This window comes from Aeromonas sp. R7-4 (assembly GCF_040908055.1).
Lineage (GTDB): Bacteria > Pseudomonadota > Gammaproteobacteria > Enterobacterales > Aeromonadaceae > Aeromonas > Aeromonas sanarellii.
On record NZ_JBFODA010000063.1, the window covers coordinates 53869 to 74317 of the forward strand.

Annotated in this window: 17 protein-coding genes and 1 pseudogene; 13 read left to right on the forward strand and 5 right to left on the reverse strand. The window is 65.6% G+C overall.

What is annotated here, in order from left to right:
- Positions 1 to 71 precede the first annotated feature (71 nt).
- From AB5Y72_RS17130 to mgtE, 11 genes and pseudogenes are all read left to right on the forward strand, one after another.
- Positions 72 to 704: a TetR/AcrR family transcriptional regulator gene (locus tag AB5Y72_RS17130; RefSeq protein ID WP_318162408.1), complete on the forward strand. Its 633-nt coding sequence runs from the start codon at positions 72 to 74 to the stop codon at positions 702 to 704.
- Complete coding sequence (gene hlyD / locus AB5Y72_RS17135; protein ID WP_368199295.1) at positions 701 to 1669, forward strand: secretion protein HlyD; 969 nt, start codon at positions 701 to 703, stop codon at positions 1667 to 1669. Before AB5Y72_RS17130 ends, hlyD begins: the two co-directional genes overlap by 4 nt.
- A complete protein-coding gene (locus tag AB5Y72_RS17140) occupies positions 1666 to 3405 on the forward strand; it encodes an ATP-binding cassette domain-containing protein (protein WP_368199296.1) in 1740 nt (579 codons plus the stop codon). The genes hlyD and AB5Y72_RS17140 overlap by 4 nt, the downstream gene beginning before the upstream one ends.
- On the forward strand, positions 3402 to 4517 hold the full coding sequence (locus AB5Y72_RS17145; RefSeq protein WP_368199298.1) for an ABC transporter permease: 1116 nt from the start codon (positions 3402 to 3404) through the stop codon (positions 4515 to 4517). The genes AB5Y72_RS17140 and AB5Y72_RS17145 overlap by 4 nt, the downstream gene beginning before the upstream one ends.
- 2 nt (positions 4518 to 4519) lie before the next feature.
- On the forward strand, positions 4520 to 5608 hold the full coding sequence (locus AB5Y72_RS17150; protein ID WP_368199300.1) for an ABC transporter permease: 1089 nt from the start codon (positions 4520 to 4522) through the stop codon (positions 5606 to 5608).
- A gap of 294 nt (positions 5609 to 5902) precedes the next feature.
- Complete coding sequence (gene nirB / locus AB5Y72_RS17155; protein ID WP_368199302.1) at positions 5903 to 8449, forward strand: nitrite reductase large subunit NirB; 2547 nt, start codon at positions 5903 to 5905, stop codon at positions 8447 to 8449.
- Positions 8449 to 8520: pseudogene (nirD, locus tag AB5Y72_RS17160) on the forward strand (nitrite reductase small subunit); the annotation flags it as partial. The gene nirB and the pseudogene nirD (AB5Y72_RS17160), both read left to right, overlap by 1 nt.
- Positions 8521 to 8555: 35 nt before the next feature.
- On the forward strand, positions 8556 to 8873 hold the full coding sequence (gene nirD, locus AB5Y72_RS17165) for a nitrite reductase small subunit NirD (RefSeq protein WP_041204400.1): 318 nt from the start codon (positions 8556 to 8558) through the stop codon (positions 8871 to 8873).
- 57 nt (positions 8874 to 8930) lie between these two features.
- Positions 8931 to 9743 (forward strand): nitrite transporter NirC, encoded by an 813-nt coding sequence (gene nirC / locus AB5Y72_RS17170; protein ID WP_368199304.1) that lies wholly within the window; start codon positions 8931 to 8933, stop codon positions 9741 to 9743.
- Between the two features lie 12 nt (positions 9744 to 9755).
- Positions 9756 to 11162 carry a siroheme synthase CysG gene (gene cysG / locus AB5Y72_RS17175; protein ID WP_368199306.1) on the forward strand — a complete coding sequence of 469 codons (1407 nt, stop codon included), beginning with the start codon at positions 9756 to 9758 and terminating at the stop codon, positions 11160 to 11162.
- Between the two features lie 132 nt (positions 11163 to 11294).
- Positions 11295 to 12719 (forward strand): magnesium transporter, encoded by a 1425-nt coding sequence (gene mgtE, locus AB5Y72_RS17180; RefSeq protein ID WP_325782764.1) that lies wholly within the window; start codon positions 11295 to 11297, stop codon positions 12717 to 12719.
- Positions 12720 to 12777: 58 nt separating this feature from the next.
- On the opposite strand, the gene AB5Y72_RS17185 is transcribed toward mgtE, so the two are convergent.
- On the reverse strand, positions 12778 to 14631 hold the full coding sequence (locus AB5Y72_RS17185; protein ID WP_368199308.1) for a methyl-accepting chemotaxis protein: 1854 nt from the start codon (positions 14629 to 14631) through the stop codon (positions 12778 to 12780).
- A 145-nt stretch (positions 14632 to 14776) separates the two neighbouring features.
- Between AB5Y72_RS17185 and rraA the strand changes: the two genes are divergently transcribed.
- Complete coding sequence (rraA, locus tag AB5Y72_RS17190; protein WP_042077135.1) at positions 14777 to 15262, forward strand: ribonuclease E activity regulator RraA; 486 nt, start codon at positions 14777 to 14779, stop codon at positions 15260 to 15262.
- A 282-nt stretch (positions 15263 to 15544) separates the two neighbouring features.
- On the opposite strand, the gene AB5Y72_RS17195 is transcribed toward rraA, so the two are convergent.
- From AB5Y72_RS17195 to AB5Y72_RS17205, 3 genes are all read right to left on the reverse strand, one after another.
- Positions 15545 to 16219 (reverse strand): 7-cyano-7-deazaguanine/7-aminomethyl-7-deazaguanine transporter, encoded by a 675-nt coding sequence (locus AB5Y72_RS17195; protein WP_368199310.1) that lies wholly within the window; start codon positions 16217 to 16219, stop codon positions 15545 to 15547.
- A gap of 169 nt (positions 16220 to 16388) precedes the next feature.
- Positions 16389 to 16676, reverse strand: coding sequence for a DUF3630 family protein (locus tag AB5Y72_RS17200; protein ID WP_368199312.1), 288 nt, complete (start codon positions 16674 to 16676; stop codon positions 16389 to 16391).
- A gap of 17 nt (positions 16677 to 16693) precedes the next feature.
- The gene (locus AB5Y72_RS17205; protein ID WP_368199314.1) at positions 16694 to 18121 is read right to left on the reverse strand and encodes a YdiU family protein; all 1428 of its coding nucleotides are present in this window, start codon (positions 18119 to 18121) and stop codon (positions 16694 to 16696) included.
- A 103-nt stretch (positions 18122 to 18224) separates the two neighbouring features.
- Here AB5Y72_RS17205 and AB5Y72_RS17210 point away from each other — a divergent pair, with 103 nt between their 5' ends.
- The gene (locus AB5Y72_RS17210; RefSeq protein ID WP_368199315.1) at positions 18225 to 18527 is read left to right on the forward strand and encodes a cytochrome c; all 303 of its coding nucleotides are present in this window, start codon (positions 18225 to 18227) and stop codon (positions 18525 to 18527) included.
- Between the two features lie 51 nt (positions 18528 to 18578).
- Here AB5Y72_RS17210 and recQ read toward each other — a convergent pair whose 3' ends face one another.
- On the reverse strand, positions 18579 to 20402 hold the full coding sequence (recQ, locus tag AB5Y72_RS17215; protein WP_216991438.1) for an ATP-dependent DNA helicase RecQ: 1824 nt from the start codon (positions 20400 to 20402) through the stop codon (positions 18579 to 18581).
- Positions 20403 to 20449 lie beyond the last annotated feature (47 nt).

The window sequence follows — 20449 nt, forward strand, 5'->3', positions numbered from 1 at the left end:
CACCCGCTTCCGCTATTTTTATACACACGTATAATTACGTGCAAAGTTTGTACACCAGGAGCGATCGCAGGATGCACCCGACCCGTCAGAAACTGCTCGATACCGGCCTTGCCATCGCCACCGACAAGGGGCTGCGCGGCCTCACGGTGCGCGAGCTGGCGACGGCGGCCGAGGTCAATCTCGGCACCTTCGTCTATCACTTCGGCAACCGCGACGCCTATATCGACGAGCTGGTGGAGCTCTGGTACGCCCCCCTCTACGACGAGCTCAAGGCGGTGGCGGCCCGCGGCGCCTACCCCTCTGCCCTGGCAACCTTCGAGGCCACCATGCAGGCGCTGATCACCCTGGTGGCCCGCCAGCGTGGCTTCATCAACCACCTGTTTGGTGACGCTCTGGCCGGCGAGAACGCGGCCCAGCGCTTTCTGCTGAGCCTGCCGCGCCGCCACCCCCTGCTGCTGCTCGAACAGGTGCAAAAAGCGCAGGCGGAAGGATCCCTGGTGGCGGCCAACCCCTTGCAGCTGATGATCTTCATCATGGGTTCCGTGGGCCTGCCCCTGGTGATCGCCGGTGGCGGGCGCCAGCTCGGCTGGCTGCCCAGGGAGGCCGCGCCCTTCCTCGCCCAGATCGACAACCCCGAGGCTGCCCGGCAGCGGCTGGCGTGGGCCCTGCGTGGCCTGCGCCCCACCGAAGGAGAACGGGTATGAAACAACGCATTGCGCTGGTGGCCCTCCTATTGGCCCTGATCGGCGGCTACCTCTGGTGGCAGGGCCGGCCCGCCGACGGCTCCATCCTCTACGGCAACGTCGATATTCGCGACGTCAATCTGGCCTTTCGGGTCGGGGGGCGCGTCGAACGGGTGCTGGTGGATGAGGGGGATAGGGTAAAAGCCGGTCAACTGCTGGCACGCCTGGATCCGGCGCCCCTCACCCACAGCCGCGACAGTGCCCGCGCCAATCTGGCCGCGCTCACTGCGGCCAACACCTTGATGCACAAGGGATATCGCAGCGAGGAGACGGACCGTGCCCGGGCCGAGCTGGCGGCCGCCGAGGCCGCCGCGCTGGAGGCCGACAAGCAGTGGCGCCGCCAGAGCGCCCTGGCGGCCACCGGTGCCATCTCCCGCGGCCAGCTCGACAGCGCCCGCTCCCAGCGGGATCAGACCCAGGCCAGGGTGCGCGCCGCCCGCGAGCAGCTCGCCCAGCTCGAAACCGGCTATCGCCCCGAGGAGATCGCCCAGTCCGACGCCCAACTGGACGGCGCCAAGGCGGCGCTGGCCAGCGCCGAGCTGGCGCTCGCCGACGCCGTGCTGACCGCCCCGAGCGACGGCATCATTCTGACCCGCGCCATCGAGCCAGGCACCCTGGTGCAACCGGGGGCCACCGCCTTCAACCTCTCCCTGACCGCGCCGGTCTGGGTGCGCGCCTATGTGGAGGAGCCCTGGCTTGGCCACTTCCCGAGCGGTGCCAGGGTGCAGCTCACCACCGACTCGCGGCCGGACAAGCCCTATCAGGGGGTGGTGGGCTTTGTCTCGCCCACCGCCGAGTTCACCCCGAAATCGGTGGAGACGCCGGATCTTCGCACCCACCTGGTCTACCGGCTGCGCATAGTGGTGCAGGATCCCGACCCGGCCCTGCGTCAGGGGATGCCGGTCACCGTCAGGCTGGCCCCATGAGCGCCGCCATCCGGCTCGAGGGGTTGACCAAGCGCTTTGGCGAGCGCGTGGCGCTGGATGCCATCTCGGCCACCATACCGAGCGGCGGCATCACGGGCCTGGTGGGACCGGACGGGGCGGGCAAGAGCACCCTGCTGCGCCTGCTCGCCGGCCTGCTGGTGCCGGAGGCGGGGCAGAGCCGGGTGCTGGGGCTGGATCCGGTGCAGGAAGGCGATGCCTTGCGCCAGCGCCTCGGTTATATGCCCCAGCAGTTCGGGCTCTATGAAGATCTCAGCGTGCTGGAGAACCTCGCCCTCTACGCCGACTTGCGCGGCGTGGTGGAGCCCGAGCGCAGCACGACGTTTGCCCGGCTGCTCGCCTTCACCGATCTCGCCCGCTTCACCGCCAGGCCGGCGGGCAAGCTCTCGGGGGGCATGAAGCAGAAACTCGGGCTGGCCTGCGCCCTGCTCGGCACCCCGGATGTGCTGCTGCTGGACGAGCCCGGGGTCGGGGTCGACCCCATCTCCCGCCGCGCCCTGTGGAAGATGGTGCGCGAGCTCGCCCAGGGAGGCATGACGGTGCTCTGGAGCACCGCCTATCTCGATGAAGCTGAGCTCTGCGATCACGTGCTGCTGATGGCGGACGGCGAGCTGCGCACCAGCGGCACCCCGGCGGAACTCATGGGGGCCATGGCGCACCGCTGCTGGCTGCTGGAGGCGGGTCAGTTGGATGGCCGGGAGCGGCGCGCCCTGCTGCGCCGGGCGCTGGCCCACCCCGCCGTGATGGATGGCGCCGTGGCCGGGGAGCGGGTGCGCCTGCTGCTGCACGCCGGCGTGGCAACCCCCCCGCTGGCGGAGCTGGGGCTCTCTGAGGGGGCCTTCGTGCCGACCCCGGCGCGGCTGGAGGATGCCTTCATCGATCTGCTCGGCGGCGGCCCCGGCGGAGAGTCGAGCCTGGCGGCCGGGATGCGCGAGGCCGCGCTGCCGGCAGGGGTCTCCCCCGAAGCGGTGATCGAGGCGCGCCACCTCACCAAGCGTTTCGGCGACTTCGCGGCCACCGACGACGTCAGCTTCGCGGTGCGCCGGGGCGAGATCTTCGGCCTGCTCGGCCCCAACGGCGCCGGCAAGTCCACCACCTTCAAGATGGAGTGCGGCCTGCTGCGCCCAAGCGGTGGCCAGGCCCTGGTGACCGGCATCGATCTGGCCCGCAGCCCCTCGGCGGCGCGCCAGCACCTCGGCTACATGGCCCAGAAGTTCTCCCTCTACAAGCAGCTCACCGTGGCCCAGAACCTCGCCTTCTTCGCCGGCATCTACGGCCTGTTCGGTCGTGCCCAGCAGGCACGCATCGACGCCATGGTGACGGCCTTCGCCCTCGCCCCCTGGCTCGATCAGAAGGCGGAGTCCCTGCCGCTGGGGCTGCGCCAGCGCTTATCGCTGGCCTGCGCCCTGCTGCACGCGCCGCCGCTGCTGTTTCTCGACGAGCCCACCTCCGGAGTCGACCCTGTCACCCGGCGCGAGTTCTGGTCCCACATCAACGCCCTGGCCGATCACGGGGTGACCGTGCTGGTCACCACCCACTTCATGGACGAGGCGGAGTATTGCGACCGCATCGCCCTCATCTACCGCGGCAAGCTGCTGGCCCTTGGCACCCCGGACGAGCTCAAGGGGCTGGCCGCCAAGGACACAAGCACCGCCTTGCCAACCATGGAAGAGGCCTTTATCACTTTGGTCGAGCGGGCCGACGAGGAGACCCCATGAGCATCAGCCGTCGCCGCCTGCTGGCCCTCTGCCGCAAGGAGTCGCTGCAGATAGTGCGCGACCCGAGCAGCATACTGGTCGCCTTCATCATGCCGGTGGTGCTGCTGGTGGTGATGGGGTACGCCATCAACCTGGATGTGGACCACCTGCGCCTCGGGGTCTGGCGTGCCGACGGCGGGGCGCCGGCGATCCGCTTAGAGCAGGCTCTGCGCGGCTCCACCGCCCTGGAGGTGCAGGGCGGCCCGAGCAAGGAGGCACTGCTGGGGAGCCTTGAGCACGGCGAGATCCGGGGGCTGCTGGTGATCGACGAGGGCTTCTCCCGCGCTATGACCGGCCAGGGAGGGGGAGCGGCGTCCATCGTCCTGCTCACCGACGGCACCGAGCCCAACACGGCGAACTTCGTCACCAACTACGTGCAGGGGATCTGGCAAGGCTGGCTTCTCGGTGAGGGCAAGCCCCAGAGCCAGCCGGTGGAGCTGCGCACCCGGGCCTGGTTCAATCCGGCGCTGGTGAGCCGCAACTTCCTGGTGCCGGGCTCCATCGCCGTGGTGATGACCATCATAGGCGCCCTGCTCACCTCCATGGTGGTTGCCAGGGAGTGGGAGCGCGGCACCATGGAGGCCCTGCTCGCCACCCCGGTGACCAGGACCGAGCTGCTGCTCTCCAAGCTCTTGCCCTATTACGGGCTCGGCATCGCCGCCATGCTCATCTGCCTGCTCTTCTCCGTGGTGGTGATGGGGGTACCCTGGCGCGGCTCCCTGGTCGTCCTGTTCCTGGTCACCAGCCTGTTTCTCGGCAGCGCCCTGGGGCTGGGGCTGTTTCTCTCCACCCTGATGCGCAGCCAGTTCAACGCCGCCCAGGCGGCCCTGACGGCGGCCTTCCTGCCGGCCATGATGCTCTCGGGCTTCGTGTTCGAGATCGCCAGCATGCCGCCTTGGCTTCGGGCCATCACTCACCTCATTCCGGCCCGCTACTTTGCCAGCTCCTTGCAGACCCTCTATCAGGCGGGCAACGTGCTGTCGATCCTGCTGGTCAACGCCCTCAGCCTGCTGCTGCTGGCGCTCTTCTGGCTCGCCCTCACCGCCCGCCAGACGCGGCGCACCCTGGAGTAAACATGCTGACCCGACTCTGGTGGCTGGTGCGAAAAGAGCTCGCCATCCTGCTGGGCAACACCCAGGGGCGCTTCCTGCTGATCATGCCGGTGCTGCTGCAGACCGCCCTCTTCCCCTTCGCCGCCACCCTGGAGGTGACCGGCAACACGCTGGCCGTCTACAACCAGGACGGCGGCGCCGAGAGCCGCGAGCTGATCGAGCGCCTCACCCACATGCCCGCCTTCACCACCATCATTCCGGTGCAAGGCGAGGCGGGCATGACCGAGGCCATCACCGGGCAGCAGGCGCTGCTCGGGCTGATCATCCCCCCCGACTTCTCCCGCCGGCTGGCCCGCGGCGACGCAGCCCCGCTGCAGCTTGTCATCGATGGGCGTCGCTCCAACGGCGGCCAGGTGGCGGCGGGCTACATCAACCAGGTGATCGCCCGCTGGCAGAGCGAGGGGCGCGGCGCCCCCGAGCTGCCGGTGCGCCACCTCTACAACCCCAATATCGAGTTCCACTGGCATATCCTGCCGGCGCTGGTGGCCATCATCACCACCACCGGCTGTCTTATCGTCACAGCCCTCTCGGTCGCGCGGGAGCGGGAGGAGGGCACCTTCGATCAGCTGCTGGTTTCCCCCCTCACCGCAGGCTGGATCATGGCGGGCAAGGCGGTGCCCGGCATCCTGGTGGCGGTGGGACAAGGGTGCATAGTCGCGCTGGCTGCCCGCTTCGTCTATCAGGTGCCTTTTTCCGGCAGCCTGACCCTGCTGCTGGCCGGCATGGTCTGCTACGGCCTGGCGCTCGCCGGGATCGGCCTCTTCATCTCCTCCCTCTGCACCACCCAGCAGCAGGCGTTTCTCGGGGTCTTCTGCTTCATGGTGCCGGCGGTGATCCTCTCTGGCTATGTCTCGCCGGTGGAGAACATGCCGACCCTGTTCCAGTGGCTGGCCGCCATAGACCCCCTCACCCACTTCATCGTGCTGCTCAAGGGGGTCTTCCTGAAGGGGCTGGGCTGGTCGACCGCCTGGCCCCTGCTCTGGCCCCTGATCGCCATCGGCGGCATCAGCCTGTCCCTCGCGCTCGCCCTGTTCCGCCGCCATATTGCCTGATTCGCCACCCGACTTGCGATGCCGGTCTCACCCAGTGCGAGGCCGGCCTTTTTCCGACATAAGTTTTCACTCCCCGGCAGTTGGTAAACCAGGCTTTCCCTCCACCATCCCTCACCCCGAGCCAGCCCAGAAATCATTAACTGGTATACCTATTTTTGTATAGTGTTGAATTTTCTCGAATTACCCCTGAGGAGATATATAAATAGACACTTGATTTGCATCAATCGCCCACCCCTGCCGACTGGGTAGCCTAGCCTCAGAATGATGTTTTATTACTCCAAACTTGAGGCAACTATGAGCAAAGTCAGACTGGTCGTTGTGGGCAACGGCATGGTGGGGCACCGCTTCATCGAAGAGCTGATCGAGCGGGCCGACCCGGGCCGCTACGAGATCACCGTCTTCGGTGCAGAACCCCGTCCCGCCTACGATCGCGTCCATCTCTCCTCCTACTTCTCCCATCACACCAGCGAAGATCTCTCCCTCGTCAAACCCGGTTTCTACGACAAGCACGGCATCCGCCTGCTGCTCGGCGAAGCGGTGAAAAAAATCGACAGGGCCAACCGCGAAGTGCACTCCAACAAGGGCACAGTGGTCGGTTACGACAAGCTGGTGCTGGCCACCGGCTCCTACCCCTGGGTGCCGCCCATTGCGGGCAGTCAGCACCACGAGTGCTTCGTCTATCGCACCATCGAGGATCTGAAAGCCATCCGCAGCGCCGCCAAGAGCGGCAAGAGCGGGGTGGTGATTGGGGGCGGTCTGCTTGGCCTCGAAGCCGCCGGTGCCCTCAAGGCACTGGGTCTCGAGACCCACGTGGTGGAGTTTGCCCCCGTGCTGATGGCCGAGCAGCTCGACGGTCAGGGCGGCCAGCTGCTGCGCCGCAAGATTGAATCCATGGGCGTGCAGGTGCACACCAGCAAGAGCACCAGCGAGATCCTGATGCACGGCGGCCGCGACGCCCAGCACCGCCTCGCCTTCGCCGATGGCAGCCAGCTTGAAGTAGACGTGGTGGTCTTCTCCACCGGCATCCGCCCGCAGGATACCCTGGGCCGTTATTGTGAACTGGCCATTGCCGACCGTGGCGGCGTGCTGATCGACGATCACTGCCTCACCTCCGACCCCGACATCTACGCCATCGGCGAGTGCGCCGCCTGGCAGGGCCGCTTCTTCGGGCTGGTGGCACCGGGCTACAAGATGGCCCAGATCACCGTCGACCATCTGCTCGGCGGCGACAGCCGTTTCGAGGGGGCGGACATGAGCGCCAAGCTCAAGCTGCTCGGCGTCTCCGTCGGCTCCATCGGCGATGCCCATGGCCGCACCCCGGGCAGCCACAGCTATGTGTTCCAGGATGACCAGGCCGGCGTCTACAAGAAGATCGTGGTGAGCGAAGACAACAGCCGATTGCTCGGCGCCGTGCTGGTGGGTGACGTGGAAGATTACGGCAACCTGCTGCAGATGATGCTCAACGCTCTGCCGCTGCCGAGCCACCCGGACACCCTGATCCTGCCTGCCTACGCCGGTGCCAAGCCGACCCTGGGGGTGGATGCCCTGCCGGAAAGCGCCCAGATCTGCTCCTGCTTCGACGTTTCCAAGGGCGACATCGCCCAGGCGGTGGCCGAGGGTCACACCACCCTGGCCGCCATCAAGCAGCACACCAAGGCCGGCACCGGCTGTGGCGGCTGCGTGCCGCTCATCAGCCAGGTGCTCAACGCCGAGCTGGTGAAGCAGGGCATCGAGGTCAACAACCACCTCTGCGGCCACTTCCCCTACTCCCGTCAGGAGCTGTTCCACCTGGTCAAGGTGGAAGGGATCAAGAGCTTCGACGAGCTGCTGGCCAAGCACGGTCACGGCCATGGCTGCGAGGTGTGCAAACCGACCGTCGGCTCCATCCTCGCCTCCTGCTGGAACGACTATGTGCTGAGCCCGCTCAACACCCAGCTGCAGGACACCAACGACATCTTCCTCGGCAACATGCAAAAGGACGGCAGCTACTCCGTCATCCCGCGCATGGCCGGTGGCGAAGTGACCCCGGAAGGGCTGCTGGCGGTGGCCGAAGTGGCCCGCGACTACAAGCTCTACACCAAGATCACCGGCGCCCAGCGCATCGGCCTGTTCGGGGCCCAGAAGGATGATCTGCCCGCCATCTGGCGCAAACTGCTGGCGGCGGGTTTCGAGACCGGTCAGGCCTACGCCAAGGCGCTGCGCATGGCCAAGACCTGCGTCGGCAGCACCTGGTGCCGCTTCGGCGTGCAGGACAGCGTCGGCCTCGGGGTCTTCCTCGAGAACCGCTACAAGGGCATTCGCACCCCCCATAAGATGAAGTTCGGTGTCTCCGGCTGTACCCGTGAATGTGCGGAAGCCCAGGGCAAGGACGTCGGCATCATCGCCACCGACGCGGGCTGGAACCTCTATGTGGGCGGCAACGGCGGCATGAAACCGCGCCACGCCGACCTGCTGGCGTCTGACCTCGACCGCGAGACGTTAGTCCGGTTGATAGACCGCTTTATGATGTTCTACGTCACCAGCGCCGACAAACTGCAGCGTACCTCGGTCTGGCTCGGCAATCTGGAAGGGGGCGTCGACTACCTGCGCGAGGTGATCGTCGACGACAAGCTGGGGCTGGCCGAGACGCTGGAGCTCGATATCCAACGCCTTATCGACAGCTACGAGTGCGAATGGTCGCGCACCCTCAACGAAGAGCAAGCGTTGCAGCGCTTCAGCCACTTCATCAACAGCGACAAGCGCGACCCGGACGTTCAGTTCGTCAGCGAGCGCGACCAGCACAGACCGGCCACCCCGGCCGAGCGCATCCCCGTCTACCAGATCGAGGTGGAGACCAAATGATGAAACTTGCCTGCCAACTCAACGACATCCTGCCGGGAACCGGTGTGTGCGCACTCATTGAAGGCCGCCAGAATATGCCTGTTTCGCTCGATGTGGAGGTTCAATCATGAAATTCGCCTGCCAACTCAACGACATACTCCCTGGCACCGGCGTCTGTGCTCTGCTCGAGGGGCGCCAGATCGCCCTGTTCCGCCCGAGCGCGGCGGCCGAGGTGTTCGCCATCGACAACCGGGATCCCTTCTTCGCCGCCAACGTGCTGTCGCGCGGCATCGTAGGTGAACACGAGGGTGAGCTCTGGGTCGCCAGCCCGCTCAAGAAGCAGCATTTCCGTCTGCGCGACGGCCACTGCCTCGAGAACGCCGCCATGTCGGTGCAAAGCTATCCCGTTGAAGTACGCGACCAGCAGGTCTGGGTCGCCGTCTAAAACCGATTTCACTCTCTTTCGGGCTGCCCGCGGGCGGCCCTCTTGAAGGAAACAAAGATGTATACCGACACCATCAACAAGTGCGCCGCCAACGCGGCCCGCATCAACCGCTTCGAGCGCAGCGACAAGCTCGGCTTCTGGCTCAGCTCCGCCATGGCGGGGGCCTATGTGGGCCTTGGCATCATCCTCATCTTCACCCTGGGCAACCTGGTGGATCCGAGCATCCGTCCGCTGGTGATGGGGGCCACCTTCGGCATCGCCCTGACCCTGGTCATCATCGCCGGCTCCGAGCTGTTCACCGGCCACACCATGTTCCTCACCTTCGGGGTGAAGAGCGGCAAGATCGCCATGGCCGACCTGCTGCGCATCCTGCCGCAGACCTGGGCCGGCAACCTGCTCGGCTCCATCGCGGTGGCGCTGATCTACTCCTACGGCGGCAGCCTGCTGCCGGACGCGGGCAGTCTGGCCCACAAGGTCGCGCTGGCCAAGGCCCAGGCACCGGCCCTGACCCTGTTCATGAAGGGCGTGCTGTGCAACTGGCTGGTCTGCCTCGCCATCTGGATGGCGCTGCGCACCGAGGGTGCCGCCAAGTTCATCGCCATCTGGTGGTGCCTGCTGGCCTTCATCGCCTCCGGCTACGAGCACTCGGTCGCCAACATGACCCTGTTCGCCCTCTCCTGGTTCGGTGCCCATTCCGATGCCTACACCCTGGGCGGCATCGGCCACAACCTGCTGTGGGTAACCCTGGGCAACACCGTCTCCGGCGCCCTCTTTATGGGTCTCGGCTACTGGTATGCCACCCCCAAGGCTGAGCGCCCGGTCGCGGTGAACGAGACCACCACCACTGCCAGCCAGACCCAAACCGCCTGATCAGGAGGCCCCATGGACTACTTGCCCATCTTTTGCCGACTCGACAACAAACCCGTGCTGCTGGTCGGCGGCGGCGAGGTAGCGGAGCGCAAGGCGCGCCTGCTGCTGGATGCCGGTGCCCAGCTCACCGTGGTCGCGCCCGAGCTCGACCCCGAGCTGGCGGAACTGGCTGCCAACGGCAGCATCGAGTGGCTGGCCGGTGAATTCGCGCCGCAGCAACTGACGGGCAAGTGGCTGGTGGTGGCCGCCACCGATCGGCGCGAGGTGAACGCCCTGGTCTACCAGAGCGCCAACCAGGCGCGGATCTTTGCCAACGTGGTGGATGACCCGAAACGCTCCAGCTTCATCATGCCGTCGATCATCGACCGCTCGCCGCTGATGGTGGCCATCTCCTCCGGCGGCAAGGCCCCGGTGCTGGCCCGGCTGCTGCGGGAAAAACTCGAAGCCCTGCTGCCCCAGCATCTGGGGGCCGTGGCGACCTTCGCCGGCAGCCTGCGGGAGCGGGTCAAGGCGCGCTTCGCCAGCATGGGGGAGCGGCGCCGCTTCTGGGAGCGGCTGCTCGGGGCGGACCGGCTCGGGCAGGCGCTGGCACGGGGCGATCACGCCTCTGCCCACCAGCTGGCCGACAGCCTGTTTGCTGACGAGAGCCAGAGCGCTGGCGAGGTGGTGCTGGTGGGGGCTGGCCCCGGCGATCCCGGCCTGCTCACCCTGCACGCCCTGCGCCAGATGCAGCAGGCGGACGTAGTGGTCTATGACCGGCTGGTCTCGGACGAGGTGATGGCGCTGGTGCGCCGGGATGCCAGGCGCATCTTCGTCGGCAAGCAGGCGGGCAACCACTGCGTGCCGCAGGAGGGGATCAACCAGCTCTTGCTGGAGGAGGCGCAGAAGGGGCAACGGGTGGTACGGCTGAAGGGGGGCGACCCCTTCATCTTCGGCCGTGGCGGCGAGGAGCTGGAGACGCTCGTGGGCAGCGGCATCGGTTTTCAGGTGGTGCCGGGGATCACCGCGGCTAGCGGCTGCGCGGCCTACGCCGGCATTCCGCTGACCCACCGCGATCACGCCCAGAGCGTGCGCTTCGTCACCGCCCACGGCAAGGGAGGCGCCCGGGATCTCGACTGGCCGCTGCTGGCCAGAGACAAGCAGACGCTGGTCTTCTACATGGGGCTCTCCTCCTGCGCCACCATCCGCGAACAGCTGCTGGCCCACGGCAAGGGGGGCGACACTCCGGTGGCCCTGGTCGAGCGCGGCACCCAGCCAAGCCAGCGGGTCATTCGCGGCACCCTGGATCAGTTGCCCGAGCTGGCGGTCGGCGTCGAGAGCCCGGCCCTGATCATGGTGGGATCTGTGGTGACCCTGGCGGACCAGCTTGCCTGGTTCGGGCAAGGAGGTGCCGCAGACGCGGCCCTGGCCTCGGCCTGATATCACTTCATAAGCCAACGCCACCCTGGGGTGGCGTTTCTTTTTCTGCATTTACTGTCATAACCTCTTGTTTTGATTCTGGTATCCTATGGGGTGTGTCAGCCGGACCATCGCATTCAGGAATTCTGCTTCATGTCCTTCCCCGCCAAGAACAGCGCCAAACAGCGTGAACAAGACAGAGCCCGCATTCTCACCCTGCTGCTGGCCGACGATGCCCTCACCGACAGCCTGCTCGACCCGCAAGGGGTGCAGGACGCCGAGCTGCGCGATCAGGCTGGCGAACTCACCGCGCTGGTCAACGGGCTACCCGCCGCCGACGTCGCCGATGCGCTGGAGTCGCTGCCGCCCGATGAGCGTCATGCCCTGTGGGCACTGGTGGAGGAGGAGAAACGCGGCCAGATCCTGGTCGAGGCGTCGGAGACGGTATGGGACAGCCTCATCAGCGGCATGAGCGACAAGGAGCTGCTGCACGCCCTGCGCACCCTGGAGATCGACGATCAGATCTATCTGGGCCAGTACCTGCCTCGCAACCTGATGGGGCGGCTGCTCACCTCCATGGCCCCCGATCAGCGCGACCGGGTGCGGGAGGTGATCCGCTACGGCAAGCACACGGTCGGCGCCATGATGGACTTCGAGCTCATCACGGTGCGGGCCGAGGTGAGCCTGGCCACGGTGCAGCGCTACCTGCGCCTGCGCGGCAAGATCCCCGCCAACACCGACAAGCTGTTCGTTACCGACAGGCGCAACCGGCTGCAGGGGGAGCTGCCCCTCACCGCCGTGCTGCTGCACAAGCCGGAGACTCGAGTGGGGGACGTGATGGAGAAGAACCCCGTCACCTTCGATCCGGAAGACAACGACGAGGCGGCGGCCCGTACCTTCGAACGGGACGACCTGGTCTCCGCCGCCGTGGTGGATGCCAGGGGCAAGCTGATGGGCCGGCTCACCGTCGCCGAGGTGGTGGACCTGGTCTATGAGGAGAGCGACACCGACCTGCGCCGCATGGGGGGGATCAGCGAAGAAGAAGACGTGTTCGCGCCCGTCTCCAAGGCGGTCAAGACCCGCTGGGCCTGGCTCGCCATCAACCTCTGCACCGCCTTCGTGGCCTCCCGGGTCATAGGCCTGTTCGAGCACACCATCTCCCAGCTGGTGGCGCTGGCGGCGCTGATGCCCATCGTTGCCGGCATCGGCGGCAACACCGGCAACCAGACCATCACCATGATAGTGCGGGCGCTGGCGCTGCAGCACATCCAGACCGGCAACGTCTCCTTCCTGCTGTGGCGCGAGCTGGGGGTGGCCCTGATCAACGGCCTGGTGTGGGGCGGCACCATGGGGGTCGCCACCTACTTCCTCTATCAGGATGCGGCGCTCGGCGCCGTGATGACGCTCGCCATGATGCTCAACCTGCTGGTGGCGGCGCTGATGGGGGTCATCATCCCCATGACCATGAGCCGGCTGGGGCGCGACCCTGCGGTGGGGGCCAGCGTGATGATCACCGCCATCACCGACACCGGCGGCTTCTTCATCTTCCTCGGCCTGGCCACCCTGTTCCTGCTCTGAATCCGGTCTGCGATAAAAAGGGAGCCGCTATGGCTCCCTTTTTCCATCAGAAGGTCAGTCACACCCGGTACGGCTCCACCGCCCGATTCAGCAGCCTGGCCTGCTCGCTCAAGCCCTGGCTGGAGCTGGCGTTGTCTTCCGCCATCTGGCTCGACGCCTGGGCGATGTCGCGGATACTGCTGACGTTGCGGTTCACCTCGTTGGCCACCAGGCTCTGCTGCTCGATGGCGGCGGCGATCTGGGTGCTCATGTCCATAATACGGGTGACATCTTCCGTTATCTGGCCGAGCAGCCCGCCGGCCACCCTCGCCTGCTGCGCGCTCTGATCGCCCTGCTCCCGGCAGAGCGCCATCCTGGCCACTATGCTGTCGGTCTGCTGCTGCAGGGAGTGGATGATGACGGCGATCTCCTGGGTCGACTGCTGGGTACGGATGGCGAGGCTGCGCACCTCGTCCGCCACCACGGCGAAACCGCGACCCTGCTCCCCTGCCCGCGCCGCCTCGATGGCCGCATTGAGGGCCAGCAGGTTCGTCTGATCGGCGATGCCGCGGATCACCCCCAGCACCGAGCCTATGGTCTCGCTCTCCTGCTGCAAACGGGCCACCTCGCCGGACGCCTGCTCCAGCTGGATCGCCAGAGCGTGGATCTGGTTGACGGTCTGCTCGACCGCGCCACGCCCCTCGCTGGCCTTGTGGTTGGTGGCCGCGGCATCGCTGGCGGCCTGTTCGGTGTTGCGGGCTATCTCCTCTATGGTGGAACCCATCTCGGTGGAGGCGGTCGCCACCTGATCCGTCTCCAGCAGCTGGCGCTGGGCCCCCTCGCTGGTGCGGCGCACATTGTCAGAGAGGTGATCCGCCGCCCCGGTCAGGGTGTTCACGCTCTGTTTCACGTCCCCTATCAGATGGCGGAAGCCATCCAGCATCACATCGAGATTGCCCGCCAGCTGCGCCATCTCGTCATCCCCCTTCAGGGCGATGCGCAGGCGCAGGTCGTTGTCCCGGCGGATGCGGTTGACGGTGTCATTGACCCGCGCGATGGGCCTGTCGATGCTGCGGCCCAGCAGCACGCTCATAAAACCGATGCCCAGGATGATCAGGGCGCCACAGGCCAACATCAGCCGATTGAAACCCGTGGTCTGGCGGGCCAGCTCGTCGGCGACCTGCTGGCTGGCGCCCTTGAGGGCCTGCTCGGCCTGCAGCACCAGGGTGTGCATCTGGCCGCGCAGTCCGGACGTCTCCTTCAGCCCCAGTACCTGCATGCCCTGCACCAGGGCGACTAAATCCTGCCGGTACTGCTCGCTGGCCTGCTCCAGCTCGTTGCGCTGCGTCTGTGGCAGGCCGCCGAGCCCCTGCTGGAAGGCGGCATGCAGGGTCTGGAAACGCTCGAGGTACTGGATGTCCGAGCGCAGCATGAAGTCCTTCTCCGCGCGCCTCAGCTGCAGCATGGTGATGAGCAGAGTCTGCTGATCCTGCGCCTTGAGGGCCTCCTCCACCTTGTGCACCGCCGCCCTCAACCGGCCATAGAGGCCATCCTCCGGCCCCAGCCCTATCTTCTGCTGCTGGGCCACCAGCTCGTTGAAGGCCTTGCCATAGGCACCGAACTGGCGATCCAGGCCCGTCAACCCGGCCCGGGCGTTGCCCAGGCGGTCGTCCGCCTCCAGGGTCTGCTCCAGGGAGTGCACATCCGCCAGCACGGCGTTGAACCGGTCGACGTCGGCCGGATCCTTGTGCAGCAAGAAGTCCTGCTCGGCCCCCCTCAGTTGCAACATGGCGCGCTCGAGTGCATCGACGCTGCGCTGTGCCTCCATCATGTGCCGGCTCTCCTGGCTGGCGTAGAAGAAGAGCCCGCTCAGGGTCAGCATGGCCGTGGCAACCAGGGCGGTATTCAATATCAACTTGTGGCGGATCAGCACGATAAACCTCTGGGGCTCTGGGGGTGGACTGCATCGATCGCGGGCAGAATACGTTATCCATATGTCCGTTCAAGGAATATTCATTGAAATGCCAACCCCACTCCTTATACTGGATCCACCTGTTTCCAGCGGTGGATCTGACACAATGGAATACAACACTTCAGAACTGTGCGACATCTATCAGGACATGGTGGATGTGCTCGAACCCATGCTCTGCTCCTTCGGCGGTCGCGCCTCTTTCGGCGGCGTCATCACCACGGTCAAATGCTTCGAATCAAACGGCTTGATCCGTGAACTGGTCAAGGAGAACGGCGCCGGTCGCGTGCTGCTGATCGACGGTGGCGGCTCCATGCGCCGCGCCCTGATCGACAGCGAGATCGCCACCACGGCGGCGGAGAACGAGTGGGAAGGGATCGTCTGCTACGGCTGCGTGCGCGAGGTCGACATTCTGGAAGACTTGGATATCGGCATTCAGGCGCTGGCTGCCATTCCGGTGGGTGCCGACAGCAAGGATATCGGAGAGACCGACCTGCCGGTCAACTTCGGCGGCGTTACCTTCCTGCCAGACGATCACCTTTACGCCGATACCACAGGGGTCATCCTCTCCCCCGATGCCCTCGACATCGAGTAAGCGGACACAGACTGAAGATGGGAGCCCTGGCTCCCATTTTTTATGACCGGGCTCAGTCTGCAAGGGTCTGAAAAAGAACAAAAAAAGAGGGCCAGTAAACTACTGGCCCCTTAACTGGAAGCAATGTGAGCAATGTCGTGCCTTCACAAGAAGTCCATCACGTTGGAACAAATGAAGTCTTTCCCGGAAAACAAGGTAACAATAATCATTCTCATTTAACTGTGCAAGCCTTATTTGCAAGAAATGCGAAAAAAATGACCACCCCAGGGTGGTCATCCTCCATCAGGCTTGACGGGCCGCGGTTTGCAGGCCGTCCAGCCCTGCCTCCCCCACCAGCTTGCGGCTGAGGTAGCGCAGCAGCACGCCGTAGAGCGGCACAAACAACCCCAGGCTTATCAGCAGCTTGAACACGTAGTCCACGGTTGCTATCTCGACCCAGTGCTCGGCCATGAAGGGATCCGTGCTGCACCAGAAGGCGATGCTGAAGAAGGCGATGGTGTCCACCAGGTTGCCGAACAGGGTGGAAGCCGCCGGTGCCACCCACCAGGCCCTGAGCAGGCGCAGGCGGTTGAACACCACCACGTCCATGAACTGGCCCACCAGATAGGCCATAAAGCTGGCTAACGCGATCCGGGCAACAAAGAGGTTGAACTCTGCCAGGTTGCCCACCCCCTGATAACTGCCCTCGAAGAAGAGCACCGAGAGCACATAGGAGACCGCCAGCGCCGGCAGCATCACGGTCTGGATGATCCTGCGGGCCAGACCGGCACCGAAGATCCGCACTGTCAGATCGGTGGCCAGGAAGATGAACGGGAAGCTGAAGGCGCCCCAGGTGGTGTGGAAGCCGAAGATGGTGATCGGCAGCTGCACCAGGTAGTTGCTGCCGGCGATGATCAGGATGTGGAACAACGAGAGACGCATCAGTGCCGTCTGGTACTGAGCCGGAGTCAGGTTCATATTGTGACCTTTTTGGTTAATGGGGTTAGGGAACCCATATCGCCACCATGGCGATAATCGAGGGGCGCGATTATACGCCCCAATACCGATAGTTCAATCTTTATGCTGTCGCGCTGGCTCGCCACGGCAGTCGCCAAAGGACGACGTCATGGGCTCCTCCAGCCACGGCTCACCCTTTATGCCGTCGCCCCAGCCAGAGCACGACCTCGCCATCGGCGGGGTGCACAGCCGTCAGCCAGCAGCCGCTGTGATGCTCATACTCCAGCCGCAGCCGGCTGCCTTCGAACTCCAGAAGCCAGCCGTGGCGATCGGCGCCCCACTCCCGCTCGATCGCCGCCAGCTCCCACTCCCGCAGCAGCCCCTCGGCCAGGGCCGGAAAGTTGTCCCAGTCAAGGCCCGGGCAATCCAGCATCAGCACGCTAGCGCCCTCATCAATGCCCACCACTTGCCAGTTCATCTCTTTCATCCGGGTCCTCAACTGCTGCAAGAGAGCTCGCCGCCGCAATACCATGCCGGTTGCGGAGTAGCGAGATCCTCGTATTCGGGCTGCTCTGCATAGGGCTGCTGCAGGGTCGCAAACAGCCGCTCGAACGGCGCCATCTCACCTCCCTCGGCAGCCTCTATCACCCGCTGGGCCAGGGCGTTGCGCAGCACATACTTGGGGTTGACGGCATCCATGCGCGCCTTGCGCGCCCCATCCTCGCTCCCTTCCCTGGCCAGGCGCGCCCGATAGGTTTCGAGCCATTCCTGCCAGGCGGCCGGGTCCGGCAACAGCGCCAGCAGAGCGGTGGGCCAGGTCCCCTGTACGGTCAGCGCCCCGAGCCTTCGCAGGAAGAGGTGGTAATCCACCCCGTGCGCCGCCAGCAGCCGGAACAGCTCGCGGAACAGGGCAGGATCCTGATCCTCCCAGCTCGCCAGTCCCAGTTTTTCGCGCATCAGCTCGGAGTAGTGCAGCATCAGCTGGTGTTCATACTGGGCCAGGGCCGACGCCAGGGCGTCGCCATCCACATGACCGGCCAGCGCCTGGGCCAGCTTCTGCAGGTTCCAGTACCCCACCGCCGGCTGCTGATCCAGCGCATAGCGACCGCCCGGATCCGAGTGGTTGCAGACGAAGTCCGGCACATAGGCATCGATGAAGCCGTAGGGGCCGTAATCCAGGGTCAGGCCGAGCAGGGACATGTTGTCTGTGTTCATCACTCCGTGGCAGAACCCCGCCGCCTGCCACTTGGCGATGAGGCGCGCGGTGCGCCGCACCACCTCGGCGAACAGCTCTGCGCCATCGGTCAGCTCGGGGAAGTGGTGACGCAGCGCATAGTCGATCAGCAAGGGGATCTTCTCCCCCTGACCGCTCCAGGCGAAATACTCGACGTGGCCAAAGCGCAGGTGGCTGGGTGCGGTGCGCAGCACGGTCGCCCCCGTCTCGACCTGCTCCCGGTAGACCGGCTCCTGGCTCCCCACCAGCACCAAGGCGCGAGTGGTAGGGATGCCGAGGGCATGCAGCGCCTCGGAGGCGAGGTATTCGCGAATGCTGGAGCGCAGCACGGCGCGGCCGTCGCCGAAACGGGAGAAGGGGGTCTTGCCCGCTCCCTTGAGATGCAGGTCCCAGCGGCTGCCATCCGGCGCCGCTTGCTCCCCCAGCAGCAACGCCCGGCCATCGCCGAGGCGTGGGCTGTAGCCGCCGAACTGGTGGCCCGCATAGACCTGGGCCACCGGCTGCATGCCGGACAGGGGCTGCCCCAGACCACAGCAGGCCAGCCAATCGGCCGCGCTGACCCGGTCCAGTCCCAGCTCCCGCAGCAGCCCCTGGTTGAGGTGCAGCAACCTGGGCTCATGCAGGGGCTGGGGCGCGACGGGCTCGCAGGCCCAGGGCAGCTCGGTGGCGAAAGTGTTGATCAGCTTCATGGTGATGGGGGTTGTCCCTGCGTATGCTCGTGTCACCTTTATACCGCCGCCAGCCCCTTGAGGCTAACAGGCGATCGCGATTATTCATTTCAAGGAGAAGAAGATGCCAAAGTGGGTCTATACCCTGCCCCTGCTGGCGCTGACCTGGGGACATCAGGTCAAGGCCGCCGACATCGACGCGGGCAAGGCCAAGGCGGCGGTCTGTGCCGCCTGCCACGGCGTGGATGGCAAGGCGAGCGTGCCCGTCTATCCCCACCTGGCTGGCCAGAATGCCGCCTATCTGGTGAAACAGCTGAAGGCCTTCAAGGATGGCAGCCGCAAGGAGCCCCTGATGGTGCCCTTCATGGTGGCCCTGACCGAGGCGGACATGGAGAACCTGGCAGCCTATTACGCCAGCCTGAAGTAGCCTGGCGACGCCCTATCCCCGATGCGGTCGATTACGCTGCGCTAATCGACCCTACCGCCGGCAGTAGTCGATGATAAGGTCCATAAAGGCCTCACCGAAGCGCTCCAGCTTGCGGTGACCGACGCCGTTGACCGCCAGCATCTCGTCCTCGGTCATCGGCATGAGCTGCGCCATCTCCACCAGGGTGGCGTCGTTGAACACCACGTAGGGCGGCACCTCCTCCTCCTCGGCAATCTGCTTGCGCAGGGCGCGCAGCTCCTTGAACAGCCGCTTGTCGTAGTTGGCGCTGTCGAGCAGACCGTTGCGCTTCTCCTTGCGGCTGGAGATAGGTTGCAAGCGGGGCACCGCCAGATCCAGCTTCACCTCGCCGCGCAGTACCGGGCGGGCCGCCTCGGTGAGCTGCAGCACCAGGTTGCGGGTGATGTTCTGGGTCAAGAGCCCCTTGTGGATCAGCTGGCGGATGACGCTCATCCAGTACTCGTGGCTCTGATCCTTGCCGATGCCGTAGGTGGAGAGCTTGTCGTGGCCGTGATCCTTGATGCGCTGGTTGAGCGAGCCGCGCAGCACCTCGACCACGTAGCCCACCCCGAAGGCCTGCCCCACCCGCCAGACGCAGGAGAGCGCCTTCTGGGCATCTTCGGTGCCGTCATAGCTCTGGGGCGGATCGAGGCAGATGTCGCAGTTACCGCACGGCTTGTCGTTGTACTCGCCGAAGTAGTTGAGCAGCACCTGGCGCCGGCAGGTCTGTGCCTCGGCGAAGGCCGCCATCACGTTGAGCTTGTACTGCTCCACCTGCAACTGCTGGGGGTTTTCGATGTTGTCGAGCAGGCGCCGCACCCGGCCGATGTCGGCGGGATCGTAGAGCAGCAACGCCTCGGCCGGGGTGCCGTCTCGACCGGCGCGGCCGGTCTCCTGATAGTAGGACTCGATGTTCTTGGGGATGTCGTAGTGCACCACGAAGCGCACATTCGGCTTGTCGATGCCCATGCCGAACGCCACCGTCGCCACCACGATTTCGATGTCGTCCTTGAGGAAGGCCTCCTGGGTCTGCTGGCGCAGCTCCAGCGGCAGGCCGGCGTGGTAGGGGGCCGCCTTGCAGCCGTGGCGGGAGAGCCGCTCGGCCACCTCCTCCACCCGGTTGCGGCTGGAGCAGTAAACGATGCCGCAGTTGCCCTTCTGGCTCTGCACATAGCGCAGCAGCTGTTCCGCCGCCTTGAACTTCTCCACCAGGCTGTAGCGGATATTGGGCCGGTCGAAGCTGGCGGTGTGGATAAAGGGATCGCTCAGTTCCAACCGGTGCAGCATATCGCTGCGGGTCGCCTCGTCGGCGGTGGCGGTGAGCGCCACCACGGGTACCTGGGGGAACCACTGCTTGAGCCGCCCCAGCGCCGCGTATTCCGGCCGAAAATCGTGGCCCCACTGGGAGACGCAGTGAGCCTCGTCGATGGCGAACAGGCCGAGCGGCAGCTCCGCCAGCCGATCCATGAATTCGTGTTGCAGCAGCCGCTCGGGGGAGACGTAGACGATCTTTATCTCGCCGCGGCGCATAGCGGCGAAGTTCTGGATCATCTCCTCCCGGCTCAGGGCCGAGTTGATGTAGACCGCTGCCACCCCGTTGGCGCGCAGACTGTCCACCTGATCCTTCATCAGCGAGATAAGCGGCGAGACGACCACCCCCAGGCCGGGGCGCAGCAGCGCCGGGATCTGGTAGCAGAGGGACTTGCCGCCACCGGTGGGCTTGAGTACCAGGGCATCGCGCCCCGCCACTATCTGCTCGATGATCTCGAGCTGACCCGGCCTGAATTGCTGATAGCCAAACACCGCCTGCAGCAGGGCAAGGGGGGTATCGGGCAAGGTATCGGCAATCGCGGTCATGGGCTCTCCTTTGGGGTCGCCATTCTAAAGCAGCCGCCGCTCACAAT

Excerpts from the sequence above, each read along its gene's own strand:
- AB5Y72_RS17130 (WP_318162408.1), top strand. The coding sequence starts at position 72 with ATGCACCCGACCCGTCAGAAACTGCTCGATACCGGCCTTGCCATCGCC.
- hlyD (WP_368199295.1), top strand. The coding sequence starts at position 701 with ATGAAACAACGCATTGCGCTGGTGGCCCTCCTATTGGCCCTGATCGGC.
- AB5Y72_RS17140 (WP_368199296.1), top strand. The coding sequence starts at position 1,666 with ATGAGCGCCGCCATCCGGCTCGAGGGGTTGACCAAGCGCTTTGGCGAG.
- AB5Y72_RS17145 (WP_368199298.1), top strand. The coding sequence starts at position 3,402 with ATGAGCATCAGCCGTCGCCGCCTGCTGGCCCTCTGCCGCAAGGAGTCG.
- AB5Y72_RS17150 (WP_368199300.1), top strand. The coding sequence starts at position 4,520 with ATGCTGACCCGACTCTGGTGGCTGGTGCGAAAAGAGCTCGCCATCCTG.
- nirB (WP_368199302.1), top strand. The coding sequence starts at position 5,903 with ATGAGCAAAGTCAGACTGGTCGTTGTGGGCAACGGCATGGTGGGGCAC.
- nirD (WP_041204400.1), top strand. The coding sequence starts at position 8,556 with ATGAAATTCGCCTGCCAACTCAACGACATACTCCCTGGCACCGGCGTC.
- nirC (WP_368199304.1), top strand. The coding sequence starts at position 8,931 with ATGTATACCGACACCATCAACAAGTGCGCCGCCAACGCGGCCCGCATC.
- cysG (WP_368199306.1), top strand. The coding sequence starts at position 9,756 with ATGGACTACTTGCCCATCTTTTGCCGACTCGACAACAAACCCGTGCTG.
- mgtE (WP_325782764.1), top strand. The coding sequence starts at position 11,295 with ATGTCCTTCCCCGCCAAGAACAGCGCCAAACAGCGTGAACAAGACAGA.
- rraA (WP_042077135.1), top strand. The coding sequence starts at position 14,777 with ATGGAATACAACACTTCAGAACTGTGCGACATCTATCAGGACATGGTG.
- AB5Y72_RS17195 (WP_368199310.1), bottom strand. The coding sequence starts at position 16,219 with ATGAACCTGACTCCGGCTCAGTACCAGACGGCACTGATGCGTCTCTCG.
- AB5Y72_RS17200 (WP_368199312.1), bottom strand. The coding sequence starts at position 16,676 with ATGAACTGGCAAGTGGTGGGCATTGATGAGGGCGCTAGCGTGCTGATG.
- AB5Y72_RS17205 (WP_368199314.1), bottom strand. The coding sequence starts at position 18,121 with ATGAAGCTGATCAACACTTTCGCCACCGAGCTGCCCTGGGCCTGCGAG.
- AB5Y72_RS17210 (WP_368199315.1), top strand. The coding sequence starts at position 18,225 with ATGCCAAAGTGGGTCTATACCCTGCCCCTGCTGGCGCTGACCTGGGGA.
- recQ (WP_216991438.1), bottom strand. The coding sequence starts at position 20,402 with ATGACCGCGATTGCCGATACCTTGCCCGATACCCCCCTTGCCCTGCTG.